This is a genomic window from Herpetosiphonaceae bacterium (assembly GCA_036374795.1).
In the GTDB taxonomy this organism is placed as follows: domain Bacteria; phylum Chloroflexota; class Chloroflexia; order Chloroflexales; family Kallotenuaceae; genus LB3-1.
Map to the genome: position 1 here is coordinate 74,842 of DASUTC010000279.1, position 18,359 is coordinate 93,200.

The 18,359-nt window shown below is 62.6% G+C and carries 16 protein-coding genes; 8 read left to right on the forward strand and 8 right to left on the reverse strand.

The window, feature by feature from the left end; all coding sequences use genetic code 11:
- Positions 1 to 33: 33 nt before the first annotated feature.
- Positions 34 to 936, reverse strand: a complete 903-nt coding sequence (locus VFZ66_21840) for a metallophosphoesterase (protein HEX6291842.1) — start codon at positions 934 to 936, stop codon at positions 34 to 36.
- Positions 937 to 1,185, reverse strand: coding sequence for a hypothetical protein (locus VFZ66_21845; protein HEX6291843.1), 249 nt, complete (start codon positions 1,183 to 1,185; stop codon positions 937 to 939). It lies immediately after the preceding gene.
- A 366-nt stretch (positions 1,186 to 1,551) separates the two neighbouring features.
- Between VFZ66_21845 and VFZ66_21850 the strand changes: the two genes are divergently transcribed.
- On the forward strand, positions 1,552 to 2,541 hold the full coding sequence (locus VFZ66_21850) for a TerC family protein (protein HEX6291844.1): 990 nt from the start codon (positions 1,552 to 1,554) through the stop codon (positions 2,539 to 2,541).
- A 74-nt stretch (positions 2,542 to 2,615) separates the two neighbouring features.
- Here VFZ66_21850 and VFZ66_21855 read toward each other — a convergent pair whose 3' ends face one another.
- A complete protein-coding gene (locus VFZ66_21855) occupies positions 2,616 to 4,031 on the reverse strand; it encodes a SpoIID/LytB domain-containing protein (GenBank protein HEX6291845.1) in 1,416 nt (471 codons plus the stop codon).
- A gap of 26 nt (positions 4,032 to 4,057) precedes the next feature.
- Here VFZ66_21855 and add point away from each other — a divergent pair, with 26 nt between their 5' ends.
- The 4 genes from add (at position 4,058) to VFZ66_21875 (ending at position 10,149) form a co-directional block, all read left to right on the forward strand.
- Positions 4,058 to 5,101, forward strand: coding sequence for an adenosine deaminase (gene add, locus VFZ66_21860; GenBank protein ID HEX6291846.1), 1,044 nt, complete (start codon positions 4,058 to 4,060; stop codon positions 5,099 to 5,101).
- A gap of 502 nt (positions 5,102 to 5,603) precedes the next feature.
- On the forward strand, positions 5,604 to 7,445 hold the full coding sequence (locus VFZ66_21865) for a protein phosphatase 2C domain-containing protein (GenBank protein HEX6291847.1): 1,842 nt from the start codon (positions 5,604 to 5,606) through the stop codon (positions 7,443 to 7,445).
- Positions 7,446 to 7,545: 100 nt separating this feature from the next.
- Positions 7,546 to 8,805, forward strand: a complete 1,260-nt coding sequence (locus VFZ66_21870; GenBank protein ID HEX6291848.1) for a VWA domain-containing protein — start codon at positions 7,546 to 7,548, stop codon at positions 8,803 to 8,805.
- Positions 8,806 to 8,886: 81 nt separating this feature from the next.
- Positions 8,887 to 10,149, forward strand: coding sequence for a VWA domain-containing protein (locus VFZ66_21875; protein HEX6291849.1), 1,263 nt, complete (start codon positions 8,887 to 8,889; stop codon positions 10,147 to 10,149).
- A gap of 175 nt (positions 10,150 to 10,324) precedes the next feature.
- On the opposite strand, the gene VFZ66_21880 is transcribed toward VFZ66_21875, so the two are convergent.
- Entirely contained in the window at positions 10,325 to 11,224 is a 900-nt protein-coding gene (locus tag VFZ66_21880; protein ID HEX6291850.1) for a CpXC domain-containing protein, read from the reverse strand.
- A gap of 170 nt (positions 11,225 to 11,394) precedes the next feature.
- Here VFZ66_21880 and VFZ66_21885 point away from each other — a divergent pair, with 170 nt between their 5' ends.
- The 3 genes from VFZ66_21885 to VFZ66_21895 all read left to right on the forward strand — a co-directional run bounded on the left by VFZ66_21885 (position 11,395) and on the right by VFZ66_21895 (position 14,069).
- A complete protein-coding gene (locus VFZ66_21885; protein ID HEX6291851.1) occupies positions 11,395 to 11,715 on the forward strand; it encodes a hypothetical protein in 321 nt (106 codons plus the stop codon).
- A 157-nt stretch (positions 11,716 to 11,872) separates the two neighbouring features.
- Complete coding sequence (locus VFZ66_21890; GenBank protein ID HEX6291852.1) at positions 11,873 to 12,943, forward strand: hypothetical protein; 1,071 nt, start codon at positions 11,873 to 11,875, stop codon at positions 12,941 to 12,943.
- Positions 12,944 to 13,013: 70 nt separating this feature from the next.
- Positions 13,014 to 14,069, forward strand: a complete 1,056-nt coding sequence (locus VFZ66_21895; GenBank protein HEX6291853.1) for a sigma-70 family RNA polymerase sigma factor — start codon at positions 13,014 to 13,016, stop codon at positions 14,067 to 14,069.
- 17 nt (positions 14,070 to 14,086) lie between these two features.
- On the opposite strand, the gene VFZ66_21900 is transcribed toward VFZ66_21895, so the two are convergent.
- The 4 genes from VFZ66_21900 to mce form a co-directional block, all read right to left on the reverse strand.
- A complete protein-coding gene (locus VFZ66_21900; GenBank protein HEX6291854.1) occupies positions 14,087 to 15,361 on the reverse strand; it encodes a cysteine desulfurase-like protein in 1,275 nt (424 codons plus the stop codon).
- A 51-nt stretch (positions 15,362 to 15,412) separates the two neighbouring features.
- Positions 15,413 to 15,595, reverse strand: a complete 183-nt coding sequence (locus VFZ66_21905; protein ID HEX6291855.1) for a hypothetical protein — start codon at positions 15,593 to 15,595, stop codon at positions 15,413 to 15,415.
- A gap of 95 nt (positions 15,596 to 15,690) precedes the next feature.
- Positions 15,691 to 17,262 carry a methylmalonyl-CoA mutase family protein gene (locus VFZ66_21910; protein ID HEX6291856.1) on the reverse strand — a complete coding sequence of 524 codons (1,572 nt, stop codon included), beginning with the start codon at positions 17,260 to 17,262 and terminating at the stop codon, positions 15,691 to 15,693.
- A gap of 17 nt (positions 17,263 to 17,279) precedes the next feature.
- Entirely contained in the window at positions 17,280 to 17,696 is a 417-nt protein-coding gene (gene mce / locus VFZ66_21915) for a methylmalonyl-CoA epimerase (protein HEX6291857.1), read from the reverse strand.
- Positions 17,697 to 18,359 lie beyond the last annotated feature (663 nt).

Here is an 18,359-nt window from a genome sequence, read left to right on the forward strand (position 1 = left end):
CTATCCTTTGGCTAAACCTCACTCGATCGATGCTCATTCGACAACCCGCGCCGTTTCGAGCCGCGCTGTCGGAATCTCCTTGCTGGTTTCCAGCACACGTTCGGGACGCGGCAGATAGTAGGCTCCGGCGGATCGACGCGGAAAGACATGCTCGCTGACGGGAACGAAGCGCTTAGCCTCGCCGAGGTACATGCGCTGCGAGATGCGAATCACCTGCTCCTCGATCTCGATCACATTGAACGAGTTTTTGCCGCGCATCCAGCGCCGCCCACGGGTGGAGGTAGCCGTGCCGCTCTGCGCGATGATCGTGCCCGCCTGGAGGTTGGCGGCGACCTCCAGGGTATTGCCGATGAACGAGGTATGAATATGCCCGCACAGCACCAGCTCAGCGCCAGCGCGGTCCATCGCCGCGACAGCCAGATCGGCGTTGACGATCGCCTGCTTCTCGCGGTCGCCGGGCGGAGCCAGCACGTGATGGTGCATCACCACGATCTTGCAGTGCTGGTCGGGGTAGCTCTTGAGCGTGCACTCCATCCACTCGATCTGCCGCAGGCTGAGCTTGCCGCCCTGGATAGTAAACGAGCGCGCCGTGTTGAGGCCGACCACCACGGTATCCTGGCAGTGCCAGACCGGATTGAGGATCGGCGAGATGTACTTCTGGTAGCGCGCTGTCGGCCACAGGTAGCGCGCGATCTGGTTGTACTGGGGCACGTCGTGGTTGCCCATGACGATCAGGCGCGGGTGCGGCATCCGCTCGATATACTCTCGCGCCAGCAGCCACTGCTCCTTGAAGTCGGCGCGCATCACCAGATCCCCGGCGATCACCAGCAGCTCGGGCTTAATCTCCTGCGCCTCACGGACGATCAGCTCGCCTCGCTCGTGGTCGAAGAACGGGCCGAGGTGAAGATCGGAAATTTGCATGATCACACGGCGCATCTACTGAGTCTCTCCCTCAGTCTCCACCGGCGCTTCAGATGTGCGTGTACGGCCCCGCGCCATAGGGATCATCTCGCGGAACACAACAACCGCGCCGCCTGCCATCACGCCGATGAGAACAAACTTAAGCAACGGTACGATATATGCCTCTACACCAGTCAGCTCTTGCGCCAATGGTACACCAATGATCGTGCCGAGAATAGACCCATTCAGCAGCAACGCCAGCAACACAGCCGCGATCGATTCCATAACGCGCTCCTCGCCGTCATATCTCGTGAATGCGACGCAAGCGGCATGCTTGCGCTCGCGTCATGCTCGGATTGTAGCATAGCTTCGGATACGCTCTATCGAGGATCGAGCGATACGCGTGTCGCCTCAAACACAGCAGACAGCCTGGATCGCGCTTGACAGGCTGGGGCATGGCTGGTATGGTTAATCCTGGTTGGGGAGTAGCCTACCGGCAGATGCCGGTGCTGCCGATCGTCAATACAGCACTGTACGTGCTCGGTTGGTAGCCAGTAAGCCACTGCGGCGAGACCACCACGACGTTTATACGCTGTGGGGGGCTCGCTTTTTCATGTATTCCCCACGGCCTAGCTCTGGAGAACTAGGCACATGTTGGACACGGCAAATATCTGGCTCTGGACCGGATTCACGATCTTTGTGCTCGGCATGCTGGCGCTCGACCTGGGAGTCTTCCACCGCAGCGCGCACACCGTCTCGCTCAAAGAGGCAGGCATCTGGAGCGCCGTCTGGATCACCTTCGCGCTGGTCTTCAACGCGCTGGTCTATGCGTTCGTCAGCCCTGAGGCGGGGCTGCAATTCCTCACCGGCTACCTCATCGAAAAATCGCTCAGCGTCGACAACATTTTCGTCTTCGTGCTAGTCTTCTCGTACTTTAGCGTCCCGGCGATGTATCAGCACCGGGTGCTCTTCTGGGGCATCTTCGGCGCGCTGGTGATGCGGGCGATCCTGATCGCGACCGGCGCGGCGCTGATCGAGCGCTTCCACTGGGTGATCTACATCTTCGGCGCGTTCCTGGTCTTTACCGGCATTCGCATGGCCTTTCACAAGGACGAGGAGCTGCATCCCGAAGCTAATCCAGTGGTCAGGCTTTTCAAGCGCTTTATGCCGGTGGTGCCGGAGTATCACGGACAGCAGTTCTTCGTGCGGCATCTGGGTAAGCTGGCGGCAACACCGCTCTTTGTCGTGCTGCTGCTGGTCGAGAGCACCGATCTGGTCTTTGCGCTCGACTCGATCCCGGCGATCTTTGCGATCACGACCGATCCGTTCATCGTCTATACCTCGAACGTCTTCGCAATCCTTGGCCTGCGCGCGCTCTACTTCCTGCTGGCGGGGGTGATGGACAAGTTCCGCTACCTCAAGATCGGCCTGTCGATCGTGCTGGTCTTCGTCGGCGTCAAGATGCTGATCGAAGCGATCCACATCGAGATCCCGATCGTCGTGTCGCTGGGCGTGATCGCGACGGTGATCACGACATCGGTGCTGGCCTCGCTGTGGAAGACCAGCCGCGAGCAGCGCAGCGAGACGATCCACGCTGGACGAGCGCTGCGCGAGAAACAGCCCAAGATCGCGGCCAAGTAGCGCAACGAATCCAATGCAAACGGCCTGGGATGACCCAGGCCGTTTTCGTTGTACCGTCTCTGCAATAGCGGCGGCTACTTAGCGGAGCGTACGCCAGGCAGCCAGATCATCTGCGTCAGCGGCTTCGTCACGGTCACAGTCCAGACGATGCGGGTGTTGGTTGGAATCCAGGTACCATCCTCTTGGACCGGCTGCACCGCGATCTGATACCTGCCCGGCTCAAGGCCCCTGGGTGCCGTCACCGTAAAGCTCCAGGTGCCGTCCATGCCTACCGCCGCCTTCGTTTGGCTGAGCGTAGCGGGCCGCTGCGCGCTCAGCCAGCTCTCGTCCACGAACGGCGAGGATATTTCGGTGGGCTTGGCGGCCTTCGGATCCACGATCGCCAGATGGGTCGCGCCTTTCTGCCAGGTAGAGCGACCGGCATTGCGCAGCTTGACCTGCAAGGTCTGCGTACGGCCCGGCCACACGGTAATATCCGGCGATTGCTGCAAGACGATGCCGCGCTGCTGTGGCGCGGTCCCATACATCGTCAGATTGCCGGAGGACGGCTGATGATAGTAGTAGTAGAGGATCTGGAGTCCCGACAGGCCACGGTTGGCAAGGTGGTAGGTGCCCCACTGGCCCATGCAATCGGCTCGACCTGCGCACTGCTCATCCTTGGCCCGATAATAGGTGGTGATCAGCGAGTTGCGGCGGGTAAGCACCGTGCCCCACATCCGCACAACTGCGGCATCAGTTCTGGTAAAATCTCTCGACGTATCGCGATCTTTATAGACCTGATCGCACGTGCTGTCCACGACATCGAAGGGATAGCCCTGAGAGCGCCACTTCTGCTTGACGAACGCCTCCGACCAGGCGAACTGGCTGACGGCCACAGCGCCCGCGTCGAGCGAGGCGTCGGGCCAGCTCGTGCTCCACTCATTGGGCAGCACGTTGCGCACATAGTCGATAAACGGCACGCGATCGACGCGCTGCACATTCGGCGGAAACACGCAGGCCGTGTTGAAGGTGCGTCCCACCTCGATAAACTCCGGCGGCCCGCCAAAGACCGGCGCGGGACGAGCGGCGGACGGCTTGGGCTGCTGGCGCGGCGGCTGATCGGAGAGATCGATCCGCAGCTCGACCGCCTGGCCTGCCGACAGCTCCAGACCGGCATAGCGCCAGGTTGGGTAGCCCTGTGCGATAACTTCGACCTCGACCGTCATCGCCGGGGCGGAGAGCGGCACGGACGTACGTGGCAGCTTGCCCTGAGCGTCAGTGGTCAGCATCATGCTACCAAGATGCACGATTGCGCTGGCGATGCCCTGGCGTGTTTTGGCATCTCGTACCGCGCCGGTGATAATCGCGCTATGCTGAGGCCCGGATTGTGCCAGCGTACGAGGCGGGGCAAAGGCGATGCCGCTGGCGATCATCACCAGAAGCACGAGCGCCGCGCTCGAACGTCGTGCCGTACCATGCTGTCGCAATTGAAAGAATGACTTATTTCGCATATCGTGTGTTTTGTTGGAGTTTATGCATGTCTCTTGAAACGTTCATCCGCACGATGCCAAAGGTTGAGCTACATGTTCACCTTGAAGGCTCGATCCGTCCCAAAACGCTGCTTAAGTTAGCTCGACGGAACAATATCACATTACCGGCGCGTACGCTAGAGCAGCTTCGTGAATTTTACCGTTTTACCGACTTCGCACACTTCATTCAGGTGTATGCCACGATCATCAACTGCCTACAAACGCCCGACGACTTTGCGCTGATCGCGGAGGAATTCGGCGCGACGATGGCCGAGCAGAACATTCGCTACGCCGAGATCACGTGGTCGCCGGTGACACATGTCGGGCGGCTGGGCATTCCGTTTCGCGAGCTGCTGGCCGGTGTCAATCGCGGACGCGCCGCCGCGAGAGAAAAGCACGGCGTCGAGATGCGCTGGATCGTCGACATTGTGCGCAACCTCCACGCGAAGGGCTTCGACGGCATGGAAACCGCCGAGATGGCGGTCGAGGGCCGCGATCAGGGCGTGATCGCGCTGGGGCTGGGCGGCATGGAGCAGGGATTTCCACCGGAGCTGTTCACGGCGGCGTTCGACTATGCCATTGCCAACGGCCTCCACTCGGTGCCGCACGCGGGCGAGGCCGCTGGTGCCGACAGCGTGTGGGGCGCGATCCGCGCACTCAAGGCCGAGCGCATCGGCCACGGCATTCGATCGATCGAAGATCCCGCGCTGATCGACGAGCTGCGCGCGCGTCAGATCCCGCTTGAGGTCTGCCCAACCAGCAACGTCTGCACCGCCGTGGTCGCCGATCTGGCCGCGCATCCGATCCGCCAGTTCTACGACGCGGGCGTCTACATCACGGTCAACAGCGACGATCCGCCGATGTTCAACACGACGCTGACCAACGAGTACATGCAGCTTGCCAGCAGGCTGGGCTTTGACGCCGCAGCGATCGAGCGGCTTGTGCTTAACGGCCTGCGCGCGGCGCTGCTGGATGCGGAGACGAAACAGACGCTCGAAGCTTCCTTCCGCGCGGAGTTCGGCCAGTTGCGCGCGATGCACTTGCGCGCATAAACGAGAACGCCGTACTATACAGGTGCGAGATGCTGGCAGGAATCACATACCGCGCGCTGCTCGATCTTACCAGAGGCCGCGTATAGCGCCGAGGTTGATTCGTACCGACTGGTGCTAAGTCGATCTGCGCGGCTGCGTCTGGACGCGCGGCGTGGCTGGACGAAAGAGCAAGGGAACAAAAGAACCAAGCACCAAGCACCAGGAGGAGCCGCTCCCCCTTACCTCTACCACAGACCGCGAAGGCGGAAGCCTGCCGGAGCGTGGGGCAGGACGGGTACACGTTGGGTGCGGGGTGAGGGCCGGAACCTGGAACTTGGAACTCGCAACCTGGAACAGGGCACAACTTGTGCAGTAGTTCAGCGCCAGTCGTTTTGGCCTGCAACAAATACCGCGCAACGGCATCAAATACAGAGATGCTTCGTGCTACGCTCGACTAGACGGAGCGGTTGTTATACGCTACAGTATCGCTGGCCGCTTGTTACACGATAAGGAGTACACGGCGATGCTGTGTCCCAACTGTGGCTATCAGAATGCAGCAACATCGCGCTTTTGCCGCCAGTGTGGCACTGCCCTACGCGCATCGGAGCCGACGCCGACACCCGATCATGCTGCCGAGCCGTCGGCGCAGGCTTCGACGCAGCCGCTTCCAGCGACGCTCGCAGCCGAAGATGCAGCATTGCAGGAGGAACTCGTGACACAGCCTGTGAATCCCGACCAACATCCAGGCCAGGAGGGCGACCGGATCGCGCCACCGCTCCAGCCCGGAACGACGATCGAAGGCTACACGATCGTTGAGCTGCGCGACGATCGCGAGGGTCGCCGGACCTATCGCGCTGAAGCGCCCGCCAATGTCTGTACCCAGTGCGGCGCGCAGGCGGTCGAGGCCGATAGCCGCTTCTGTGAGAACTGCGGCGCAGAGCTGCTGCCGCGCGACGTGTTGCTGATCGAGGATACGACCAAAGGCGAGGCAGATAGCGGTCCCTGGCAGGCGGCGGAGCTGCCCGAAGAGCCGATTCGCGCGCTGCTGCCGCCGCTGACCGTCGTTGAACACGATGGACGGCGCTATCTGGTCGTCGAGGAGGCTGTGCCGGGCTGGCAATCGCTGGCGGAGCTGCTGTCTGGCTATGGCGAGGCGCCCGACCAGCCAGCCGCACTGGAAGAAGAGGACGCGCTGCCGATCGCGCTTCAGCTCGCTCAGTTGATCCAGTATCTTCACCGCAACGATCTGGCCCTCGGCGATCTCTCGCTGGCGCAACTGCTGATCGGGCCGCAGCAGCGCATCCGTCTGCGCGACATCCAGGCCCTTCGTCCGCTCAACGACGCCGCGCGCCAGGCCGATCTGATGCAGCTCCATCACACGCTGGAAGATCTGACGCGCACGCCGCGCGCAACCCGCAAGCTCGATCAGGCCGCCGTCGAAGGCGGCACCAGCGCCCCTCGATCGCTGCAAGAGGTGCTGGCCCAGGCAAGGATGGGCGGTCTGGGCAGCGGCGACGATTGGGTTGTGGCGCTGACGGCGGTTGCCGAGAGCCAGCGCGTCGTCGGCAGTATGGTGACACAGATCGGCGCGCTCTCACACGTAGGCATGGTGCGCGAGCTCAACGAAGACGGGCTGCTGACGCTCGATTGGAAGATGAACGTCGCTGGCCGCGCGATCAACGCCGGTCTGTATGTCGTCGCCGACGGCATGGGCGGTCACGCCGCTGGTGAGGTTGCCAGCTCGCTCGCCGTCCACAACATGGCGAGCATCACGGCGTCGGCGCTGATGGAGCTAATGGCCGATAGCAGCGCGGGCCTGACCGACGCGCAGCTCAGCGATATTGCGCTGCGAGCGTCAGAGCAGGCGAACATGGCCGTGGTTCAGGAAGGCCGCCGCCGTGGCAACGACATGGGCACCACGCTGACCTTCGCGCTGGTCGTCGGCGACCGCTGCGTGATCGGAAACGTGGGCGATTCGCGAACGTATCTCATCCGTAGCGGGCAGATGCAGCGCGTCTCCAAGGATCACTCGCTCGTGCAGCGGCTCGTCGATGTGGGGCAGATCCAGCCGGACGACATATACACGCATCCGCACCGCAACGCGATCCTGCGGTCGTTGGGCGAGCAGCCGCAGGTGCAGGTGGATCTTTTTCCACTGCGCTTGCAGAGCGGCGACATGATCCTGTGCTGCTCGGACGGACAGTGGGAGATGGTGCGCGATCCACGGATGACCGAGATCATTCTGTCCGCGCCCGATCCGCAGGCGGCGGTACAACACCTGGTCAGCGAGGGCAATCAGAACGGCGGCGAGGATAACATTACCGCTGTGCTGGTACGCTTTGAGGCGGCTGAGAGCCCGGTATAAGCAACGATCGTTGTGGCCTCGGCGTCCCATAGGGGCATTTTTTGAATGACTCGCCGGTACGCGCAGATCGCTACCTGGAGTCATCAACGGCGGAGGAGCTATGCCAAACGATGTTCAACTGGTGACAAGCTGGGCGCGTACGCCACTGCCAGCAGGAACGGCGCAGGTGGCCTATCTCTTGATCGACGCGCAGCCACAGGCGCAGATGACGACGACGGTCGCGCCGGTCAATTTTTGTATGGTGCTGGATCGCTCCGGCTCGATGGACGGGGCAAAGATGGATAATCTCAAGCGGGCGATGGTCGAGGTGATCGCCACGCTGCGGCCAGACGACATCGTCTCGATCGTGGTCTTCGACGAGACTGCGGATGTGGCCGTGCCGTCGCAGCCCGCCGCCGACAAGGCCGCGCTCAACCACCGCGTCGAGGCGATCCGCGTCCAGGGCGGCACCGCGATGTCGACGGGCCTTGAGCTGGGAGCGGCGGAGCTGCGCAAAAGCCTAGCGCCCGATCGGATCTCGCACCTGCTGCTGCTGACCGACGGCCAGACCTGGGGCGACGAAGATCGCTGCCGCGCCATCGCGCAGGAGCTTGGGCAGGTCGGCGTGCCGATCACCGCGCTGGGCCTCGGCGACGAGTGGAACGAGCGGCTGCTGGACGATCTGGCGGCGGCGACCGGCGGCACATCCGATTATATCGCCAATCCGCAGGATATTAGCCGCTTCTTCCAGCGAGCCGCGCAGGCCGCGCAGCATACCACCGTCCGCAACGCCCGCCTGCTGATTCGGCTCTCGTCGGGCGTCACGCCGCGCGCGGTCTATCGCGTCAAGCCGATGATCGCCAATCTGGGCTACAAGCCGATCGGCGAGCGCGAGATCAACATCGATCTGGGCGACATCCAGAGCGATACCGGCGCTTCGGTGCTGGCCGAGGTTATGATTCCGGCGCGTCCGGAGGGCGAGTACCGCGTGGCGCAGGCCGAGCTCACCTACGATGTGCCCCAGGAGCAGCGGCTCGACCAGCGGGTTCGCGGCGATGCGCTGCTTCAGCTTACCGGCGATGCCAGCGCGGTCAAGGCCGATCCCGCCGCGATGAATCTGGTCGAGCGTGTTACGGCCTTTAAGCTGCAAACACGCGCCCTGGATGAGGCCGCCGCCGGAAATACCGCAGGAGCGACCCAAAAGCTGCGCTCGGCGGCCACTCGCCTGCTCGACCTGGGCGAGCTTGAGCTGGCCGACACGATGAATCGCGCCGCCGAGGCGATCAACCAGGGCCAGGCTCCGACCGCCGCCGATCAGAAGGCGCTGACCTACAAGACGCGGCGCTTGACGCTGAAAGAATTGACGAGTGAGCAGCATTAGAGAACAGCGAACAAAGAACAACCTGCATTGACTCCTTTGTTTGCTTGTTCTGTTGTTCTTTGTTTGTTCTGAGGAACGTCTATGCCTGGAGAGATTCAACTACGTCAGACATTGGCGCGACCGTACATGCCCGCCACGCAAACGCCGCAGGTAGCGTATGTGCTGATTGAGGTCATCCCGACAGCGGTCACGGCCAGCGTCCAGATGCCGGTCAACGTCGCCTTTGTGCTCGATCGTAGCGGCTCGATGCGCGGCAATAAGCTGCGGGCAATGAAGCAGGCTGTCGGCCTGGCGCTCGACCAGCTCAACGACAGCGATACCGTCTCGCTCACGATCTTCAATCACGAGACGGCGGTGCTCGTGCCGACCACGCCCGCGACCAATCGCAACGCGATCATGCGGCTGGTCGACGGTATTCGCGACGAGGGCGGTACCAAGATCAGCCGGGCGCTCTACGCCGGACTGACCGAGCTGACGCGCGCGCCGCAGGGCGGCCTTTCGCGGCTGGTGCTGCTGACGGACGGCGAAACCGATAAGGACGAGGCCGATTGCCTCAAGCTCGCCGACGAGGCAGGCGCAAACGGCGTGCCGATCACCGCGTTTGGCATCGGCAACGAGTGGAACGATCGGCTGCTGACCGATATCGGGCAGCGCAGCCACGGCGAGGTCGAGCATCTTAAGCGGCCTGAGGAGATCGAGGATAACTTTCAGCAGGTGGTGCAGCAGGCGCAGAGCGCGGTCTTCCAGAACGCCAACGCGACGATCCGGCTGGTCAGCGGTGTGACGCCGCGCGCCGCATGGCAGGTGGTGCCGCTGATCAAAAACCTGGGCTACAAGCCGCTGGCCGATCGGGCCGTGGTGGTGCCGCTCGAGCAACTGGAGAAGGACTCGCGGCGGGTGCTCCTGCTGGAGATGATGGTCGATCCCAAGCCCGCAGGACAGTACCGCATCGGCCAGATCGAGGTCAGCTACGACATTCCCATGCTCGGCATCCAGAGCGGTCGCGAGCGCATCGATCTGATCCTGACGGTGACAACCGACCAGGCGCTCACGCAGCAGGTCAATCCACAGGTCATGAACATTGTGGAGAAAGTGACCGCCTTCAAGCTGCAAACGCGCGCCCTGGACGATGTCGAGGCGGGTAATATCGCCGGGGCGACGCAGAAGCTCCAGGGCGCGGTGACACGTCTGCTCAACAGCGGCGAGACTGAGCTGGCGCAGACGGTGCAGCAGGAGGCGACCAAGCTTGAGCAATCGGGGCAATTGTCGTCCGAGGGCGCGAAGACGATCCGCTTCGGCTCGCGCAAGACGGTGCGGCTGAGCGATCTCGATCTGCCGAAGTAGCGCCGAGCAGCGCCCGCCAACCAATGGTCGCACCATCCGGTCGGTTGTCAGTACATGTTGCCGCATGTCCACAACATAATGCGGTTATGGATCGTAGGGGCACGGCGTAGCCGTGCCCTCACGGTATGCCGTGCGCCCGCACGGCATCAATCGATGCGCCTATTCCCCTAGGCCGTTACTGCTGGGGCAGCAGCGCCAGATTCCGCAGAAACGTCAGCGCTTCCATCTCGCGCTCCTGGCCCGCCCGCTCCGCCAGCCGCTCGATCAGCCGATCCACGATTGCCTGCTGCTCCGGCGTCAGCGTGATACGGGCAGCATAGACTTCCTGGGGATCGATCGCCTCAAGCATACGTTTGAGCTGCGGCAAAACGGCAATCTCCTCATCGCTCAGCGGAGCCAGATCGTCGAGCAGCGCGTTGAGCGTGGACCGCCGGTGGATCACGATCGAGCGCATGCTGCTGAGCACGGCTTTCGCCTCCTGCGCCCGGCGTTGCAGCTCGCGATCCTGGGAGCGCCGCGCGGCCTTGAAGATCTGGTCGAGCGCATCCTCGGCGCGATCGGTCAGCAGCAGCCCGCGATGCTCGGCGATCACGCGCTGAAAATCGCGCTCGTGGCCGACGTTCAGCAGATCTTGCACCGCAATCGCCGTCAGATGATCCTGCGCGCTGGCATCCTCCGCTAGCGCCTGCTCGATCAGGAACGCCCGCAGCCCGTCCAGCTCAGGCACCAGCTCGATCTCGCCCAGGTACGGCCTGCGCTCATCGTCCGGCAGCGCATCGAGCAGCCGCCGCAAGAGATCGCCCACCAGCTCGCGCGCTGCATCCGGCCCCTGGACCGTCAGCGGCAGCGCGACCAGCACTTGCTCGCGAGCGCTGTCGTGAAACAGGAGCGGATGATTGACGCCGCCCTCCGCGCCGCAGTGCGGGCAGCGGGCAACGTTCAAATCGCCGTCCATGATCAGACGAGCCAGATCGGGGCGCTCCCCCCGATCGACGACCAGCCAGACCTCGGCGGTGAACGGCTGTCCGCAGGTGGGACAGCGCAGATCGGCAGTTTCGTTGTGCGATCGAGCCATAGCATATCCATTGTAGAGCGCCTGACAGTCTGCCACGCGCCGGGCAAAGCAACAGCTTCGATCAGATTGTACCAGTTCTGTAATCTTTCTCAGGGATAAACCAGGCTTTTACCAGAACATTAGTGCTATAATTTCTCTACTTTTTCGCTACTTTTCAGAAAGAGATCGCTATGCTTGAAACCTCCGATGTGATCGAGCTGGAGCTGACTCCGATTCCCCCCGATACGATCGCCTCCGGCAAAGCCGAAATACAGTCGATTATCGAAGCCGCTCTCCGCGAGCATGGACAGACGCAACTGCTGGCTGACGAGCAGATCCAGGTTGGCGTCGAGAAGACCTTTCCGACCGACGCGGTGATCATCGTGGGGCTGACGTTCGTCTCACAGCTCGCGATCGAAACCTACAAGGCCGTTATTCTGCCCGCGCTCAGGCGACGCTTCGAGGTTCGCCAGCGCTCCAAGCGCAAGCGCAGGACAGGCAAGAAAAACTAGCGCGCCGTCAGGACGGGAACGAGAGAGCAAAGCGAGAGCCAAGAACTAAGAACCGAGGGCGAAGTACAAAGAACAGAGAACCAAGGAGAGCCTTGAGCTCAACTTGGAACTTGAAACTTGGAACTTGGAACTCGACGAGGTTAGACGAAACACCAGCATGCCGTTGCCGGAACGAGTCGCTTTCAAGCTCGACGTGTACACGCTGGCCTGCCGTGTCCTGCTGGACCGGCTGGACAATCTGCGGCTTGCCACGCAGGCCGATACACGTCTGGATTATGATACCTGCCTCGAACGCTTCGACGAAGCGCTGGAGCGTTTCTTCATGCGCTCCAGTGCCGTCGACCGGCAGCACGCCGCCGACCAGTTTAGCACGCTGCTGCGCGCCGAGGTTGACCTGTTCCGCGCCTCTAGCCCACGTGTCGCCGCGATCTTTGACGATACGATCGCCGCCCTGCACCACAACATCGGCACCTGGCAGCATCAGGCCGAGCTTGAGCGGCTCCACCGACAGGCACGCTGGCTGTCGCAGCGCTTCTTTGCTGCCTCGCCCTGGCCCGTCACCCAGATCCGCCGCCAGCAAACATGCGCGCTGCTTATCGAGTATGGCGCAGCTACAGCCGACGATCCACTCGCGCAGCTTGCCGAGCCGTTCGGCTATCGCGCCGCGCCCGCCGCCTACTATCCCTGCTACTGGGACGACGATCGCGGCACGGAGCGGAGCGATGTCCTGCTGGTGCGCTTCAGCTTCGAGCACACCTTCGCGCTCTACCTGGCCTATCCGTTTCTGTTCCTCCACGAATACACCGCGCACGTTCATGCCACGGACCACGGCAACGAGTGCTTCAACGACGGCTGGATGCTCCACGCCGCCGCGTCGTTTCTGCACCGCGCCTGGAATAGCGGCCTTGAGCAGCCTGGCCTGGACCTTGAGCAGGCGAATGTGTTCTACGATCGTCTGTACCCGCGCCTCAACCCGATCCCGCGCCGGGCATGCCGCTTTGCCCGCGACTTCGAGAGCTGGCTGCCGGATCATCTGCGACACTGGTTCATGCAGATCAGCTATGAGCTGGCGGCGTTCCAGACGAGCGACAGCGAGCAGGCGACCTGGCCGACGCACTTCCTCAACCGGCTGGAGCACGCCTTTACGACCGATCGGCGGCGCTTGCAGCGCGCGCTTGAAGGCTCGGCACACTGCCGGGCATTATTAAGCAGCTTAGTACTATCTTGACCTGATGATAGTTTGATGATATGCTGCTCTTGCTCACCTGAGCAATATTTTCTCCTTGAAGAGGCAGCCCATGACCCACAGGGTTGGGATGAGTCAGGTCAAGTTCAAAGTACGCTACCACGCGCTGCTGCTCCGCGAGTTTACCGTCGCCGACATTATTCGCGCCACGGGCCTGAATCCAGAAAGCGTGCGGACGGAGCTTCAGCGCATGCGGCAGGAGGGCCTGCTCACATCGCAGCCGCACAGCCACTCGTCGCCGGAGAGACATGGCCGCCCGGCGCTCTACCGCCTGACGGACGATCCCGAAGCGCGCCTGGCGCTCTCACGCAGCATCGAGGCATTCTATCCCACGCCGCCCGCGTCCAATCGCCCGACCAGCCGCCACTATCTCGCGGCTCAACGTTTGCTCGATCAAGCTTTGAACACTGCCCATCCACAGCGCCAGCCGCTCCTCACCGAGGCCGAGCAGGCGCTCGACATGGCCGAGCACGCCGAAGGCGGCCATGCAGCGCCGGAATCCGTGAAAGCATACATGCAGTACGAGCGGGCGCGGCTGGACTATCTACGCGGCGACTACGAGCAGGCCGCGCGCACCTTCGACATCCTCCACGAGTTCTTCCACGCCACCCATGATGAATCCATGCTCAAGCGAGTCGCGGAGTTTCAGCTTTGCCTCAAGGTTCGGCGTCGCTTTGCGGCGAAAGATGTCCAGAGTGTCGGCGAGGCGGCGGTAGGGTGGTATCTGGCCGAGGCGCTGATCGAGCAGGACTACCAGGCCGATAGCCCGATCACGTCGCTCTTGCTGCCGGTGCTGCGTCAGCTCTCAGAAACGGCCAGCGAGAAAGTCAGCGCGGCGCTTGGCAAAGACCTTGCCAGCGGCGATCGGCACGCGCAGCTCGTCGGCGCGCAGCCCGACTATCCGCGACATCTGGTTGGCAAGGCGATCACCCATCTGCCGCCGGAGCAGCAGCAGGTGATCACGCTCAAGTTCTTCGTTGGGCTCTCCACCCGCGAGATCGCCGAGACGCTGGGCCGCACCGAGGCCACGATTAAGGCCCTGCAACAGCGCGCCATCAACCAGCTTCAATATCTGCTCCTCAACGGCAACCAGGGCAGCGTCCTGTAGCATCCCGGCGCAACGATCTACGTGCCAGCAGCAATCTCGCTCAGCGCCGCTAACATACCGTCGATCTCCGCAGCCGTGTTGTAGTGCGCCGCACCGATCCGCAGCATCCCGCCTGTCTCATGCGTGCCCAGCCGCTCGACCAGCGCCAGGGCGTAGTAGTGCCCGGCCCAGGTTGCGAAGCCGCGCTCGGCCAGCGCCGCCGAGAGCTGCTGCGGCGTGTAGCCCGGCAGCGTCACCGCAAACGTCGGCACGCGCTCGGCCACTCGTTCGAGATCGTCGATGCCATACAGCGACACGTCTGGAACACAGGACATCTGCTCCAGAAAATGCCGCGACAACTGCCGCTCGTAGTCGCGAATCGCCAGCATCGCGGCTCGCAGATCGCGGCGGCGTCCGCTCAGGCCCGCTGTCTCCGCCTGGTAACACGCGGCATGATCGCGACCGATCCCCGCCAGATACTCGACGGCTGCCAGCGTTCCTGCCTGGCCCTCGTGACTCTGCGTGCCCGTCTCCCACTTGCCCGGCAGCTCGTTCGGCGCGGGACGAACCTTGTAGGCATGGAGCCGCTCCAGGTGCTCGCGCCTGCCCCACAGAATGCCCTGGTGCGGCCCGAAGAACTTGTAGGCGGAGCAGGCCAGAAAATCGCAGCCCAGGTCTTGCACATCCACCGGCAGATGCGGCACGCCCTGCACCGCATCGACAAAGACCAGCGCGCCCACCGCCCGCGCCATCTCAACTACCCGGCGCACATCGTTGATCGTGCCGACGGCGTTGCTCGCCAGCCCGACCGCGACGATCCTGGTGCGCTCGGAGATCAGGCTTGCCATCTGCTCGTAGTCCAGCGTGCAGCCAGCGGGATTGACATCGACGCAGTGGATGCGCGCGCCACGGTCGGCCAGCGCCAGCCACGGCGCGATATTCGCATCGTGGTCCAGCGCCGTCACGACGATCTCATCGCCTGGCTGAAGGTCACGGCCCAGCGAGCGCGACATCGCGAACGTGAGCGATGTCATGTTTTGGCCGAAGATGATCTCGTCGGGGCTGGCGGCGTTGAGCAGATCGGCCATCGCCGCGTGCGCCTCGGCAAGCACCTCGTCGGTGCGGCGCGAGGTGAGAAACGGCCCGTGAACATTCGCATTCGATGTCAGCAGATAGCGCCGCATCGCGTCGGCCACCGACTCGGGTACCTGCGTGCCGCCCGGATTATCGAAAAAGACCAGCGGCGTGTCATCCTGGCACAGGCGCAGAGCCGGAAACTGCGCGCGATACGGCGATAGATCAATCGGTGTCATAGGCGTACTTCCTTCAAAAAAGCAGCCGCCGCTACGTGTTTGTAGCAGCGGCTAGCGCCTGGAGCGTTTACCGGCGACAAAAGCCAGCGCGATAGCCGCCGCAACCATGATGTAGCTGCCGAACCGATCAAGATTTGGCAGCGACAGGCCCAGCAGCGACACGATCAAGAGCGCAAGCAGCAGCAGAGCAGGCGAAACCCAGCGACGCATAGCGATCAGTAACCGTACCAGCACATAGGCAATCGTCCACAAAACATGAAACACCATAGTTAGCAGCCGGTGGGCCATCCATCCGGATCTCGGCGGCTGCTCAGCGACGAGCAGAGCGCCTAGATCGCAACTTCGGGCCGGTATTCGCTCCACTCCTGCCGGAGCACACCACAGATCTCGCCGAGCGTCGCATAGTGCCGCAGCGCCTCGCGCATCGGCGGCAGCAAATTCGCGGTGCCCTGCGCCGCCCGGCGCACATCGTCCAGCGCCGCATCGACCGCCGCCTGATCGCGCTCGGCCCGAATCCGCGCCAGCGCTGCCGACTGTTCGGCGGCAACCGCCTCGTTGGGGTAGAAGACCGGAACGCGCGACTCCTGCGTGCTGCCAAACTTGTTGACGCCCACGACGATCTGCTCGTTGCGCTCGATCGCCTGCTGCGTGGCCCAGGCTGAGTCGGCGATCTGCCCTTGAACCGCGCCCTCTTCGATCGCCCGCACCGCGCCGCCAAGCTCGTCGATATACGCGATCAGCTTGGTTGCCTCGGCCTCCAGATCATCGGTCAGCGCCTCGATAAAGTACGAGCCGCCCAGCGGATCGGCCACCTCAGGCACGCCGCTCTCGTAGGCGATGATCTGCTGCGTGCGCAGCGCCAGCGTCGCGGCCTCGGTGGTTGGCAGCGAGAGCGCCTCGTCGTAGCCGTTGGTATGCAGCGATTGCGTGCCGCCCAGCACAGCGGCCAGCGCCTCAAGCGTCGTCCGCACGACGTTGTTGAGCGGCTGCTGCGAGGTCAGCGTCGATCCTGCGGTCTGGGTATGGAAGCGAAGCTGCAACGACCGCGCATCTTTCGCGCCGAAGCGGTCGCGCATGATTGTCGCCCACATGCGCCGCGCCGCGCGGAACTTGGCGATCTCCTCGAAAAAGTTGCTGTGCGCGTTGAAGAAGAACGACAGCCTGGGAGCGAAGACATCGACTTCCAGCCCGGCATCCAGCGCCGCCTGCACGTAGGCGATCCCGTTGGCAAGTGTAAACGCTAGCTCCTGCACGGCGGTCGCGCCCGCCTCGCGAATATGATAGCCGGAGATGCTGATCGTGTTCCATTTCGGAATGCGATCCCGGCAGTAGGCGAAGGTATCCGTCACCAGCCGCATCGATGGGCGCGGCGGGAAGATATAGGTGCCGCGCGCCGCGTACTCTTTGAGAATATCATTCTGGATCGTGCCGGTCAGCGCCGTCGAAGGCACGCCCTGGCGCTCGCCGACAAGCTCGTACATCAGCAGCAGCAGCGCGGCGGGCGCGTTGATCGTCATCGAGGTCGATACTTTGTCGAGCGGAATGCCGTCGAAGAGCTGCGCCATATCCTCGACGGTGTCGATCGCCACGCCCACCTTCCCGACCTCGCCCTCGGCGCGCGGATCGTCGGAGTCGAGGCCGAGCTGTGTCGGCAGATCGAACGCAGTAGATAATCCGGTCTGGCCCTGGCTCAGCAGGTAGCGGAAGCGCTCGTTCGTCTCGCGCGCGGACGAAAAACCGGCATATTGGCGCATCGTCCAGAGCCGCCCGCGATACATGGTTGGATAGATTCCACGGGTAAATGGAAATTGGCCGGGATCGGGCGGCGCTGCCTGCACGTCGTCAGGCCGATAGACCGGCTTAAGCTCCATCTCCGTCGATCGCTCAGTACTCTTAGACATGCTCTCCTCCAGCGTGGCTACCGATGCGGCGTCTGCGGCAGCTCAACCAGTTCGATCAGCACACCCATCGTCGATTTTGGATGCAGAAATGCAGCACAGGTATCATGGATGCCTGGCCGTCCATGCTGATCGATCAGCCGCACACCCGTATCCTCCAGAGCACGGAGCGCTGGCTCAACCTCGGCGACCTCATAGGCGATATGATGGATGCCCTCGCCCTTTTCTCTGAGATACTTCGCAAACGCCGCCTCCTCGGAGGTGGGCGTAATAAACTCCAGCAACGTATCGCCGATGTGACACACGGCAACATTCATATGGCGCTCCGGCAGGCTGATCCGCTCCCACTCCGTCACGCCAAACCGATCGCGGTACATTGCGATCGCGGCTTCGAGATCGCGGACGGCGATGCCGATATGATTAATTCGCTTCAGCATAGCTGCTTCCTCCAATGTTTGGAGCCGATCGCGGGATACCGAATTCATAGCAGGATAGCCTGGTGTCCGCGTTGCCAGCACAGCTACATCGCGTCATACCTGGGCTATTCTAACACGCTCCTGCAAACCTACTACGCCGCTCCCATGCACGCGCAGACCTCAGCGAGCGCGGCCATGCAAGAGCGCGTCGCACGATGAGCGGAAAAAGAGACGGATGTCGATCTGCATTCGGTACATGCCATACATCATAGGCAACGTGCGCGGCTGCATCGTGAACAGTTATTCACGGTAAGCCCCTCATCCTTCACCAACTGAGTCATGCCATAGCGCCTTTCGAGCGATCGATAGGACTTTGATACTAGATCGCCTGTTGAGACAACCACTTACTTTAGGGGTAGGCAGCGCATAGCTCGGTACTCATAAGCCTGATGACTATCGACCGATTGTTGCGCAGGGCTTGCGCGACTATACTGCAATCATTCACTTGGTACATACAAATCTCGAACAAAGGGAGGTGACACACATGCTTCGCAACTTCTTCGCCCGTGAGGAAGGCCAGGGCCTCGTCGAGTACGCACTTATTCTTGTTCTGATCGCTATTGTCGTTATCGGCATCCTGACGATCCTCGGCAACCAGGTTTCGACCGTTTTCGAGACGATCAG

Bases quoted from the DNA above. Each gene is read 5' to 3' on its own strand.
- VFZ66_21850 (HEX6291844.1), top strand. From the start codon at position 1,552: ATGTTGGACACGGCAAATATCTGGCTCTGGACCGGATTCACGATCTTT.
- VFZ66_21865 (HEX6291847.1), top strand. From the start codon at position 5,604: ATGCTGTGTCCCAACTGTGGCTATCAGAATGCAGCAACATCGCGCTTT.
- add (HEX6291846.1), top strand. From the start codon at position 4,058: ATGTCTCTTGAAACGTTCATCCGCACGATGCCAAAGGTTGAGCTACAT.
- VFZ66_21845 (HEX6291843.1), bottom strand. From the start codon at position 1,185: ATGGAATCGATCGCGGCTGTGTTGCTGGCGTTGCTGCTGAATGGGTCT.
- VFZ66_21840 (HEX6291842.1), bottom strand. From the start codon at position 936: ATGCGCCGTGTGATCATGCAAATTTCCGATCTTCACCTCGGCCCGTTC.
- VFZ66_21900 (HEX6291854.1), bottom strand. From the start codon at position 15,361: ATGACACCGATTGATCTATCGCCGTATCGCGCGCAGTTTCCGGCTCTG.
- VFZ66_21880 (HEX6291850.1), bottom strand. From the start codon at position 11,224: ATGGCTCGATCGCACAACGAAACTGCCGATCTGCGCTGTCCCACCTGC.
- VFZ66_21895 (HEX6291853.1), top strand. From the start codon at position 13,014: ATGACCCACAGGGTTGGGATGAGTCAGGTCAAGTTCAAAGTACGCTAC.
- VFZ66_21875 (HEX6291849.1), top strand. From the start codon at position 8,887: ATGCCTGGAGAGATTCAACTACGTCAGACATTGGCGCGACCGTACATG.
- VFZ66_21890 (HEX6291852.1), top strand. From the start codon at position 11,873: ATGCCGTTGCCGGAACGAGTCGCTTTCAAGCTCGACGTGTACACGCTG.
- VFZ66_21855 (HEX6291845.1), bottom strand. From the start codon at position 4,031: ATGCGAAATAAGTCATTCTTTCAATTGCGACAGCATGGTACGGCACGA.
- mce (HEX6291857.1), bottom strand. From the start codon at position 17,696: ATGCTGAAGCGAATTAATCATATCGGCATCGCCGTCCGCGATCTCGAA.
- VFZ66_21870 (HEX6291848.1), top strand. From the start codon at position 7,546: ATGCCAAACGATGTTCAACTGGTGACAAGCTGGGCGCGTACGCCACTG.
- VFZ66_21885 (HEX6291851.1), top strand. From the start codon at position 11,395: ATGCTTGAAACCTCCGATGTGATCGAGCTGGAGCTGACTCCGATTCCC.
- VFZ66_21910 (HEX6291856.1), bottom strand. From the start codon at position 17,262: ATGTCTAAGAGTACTGAGCGATCGACGGAGATGGAGCTTAAGCCGGTC.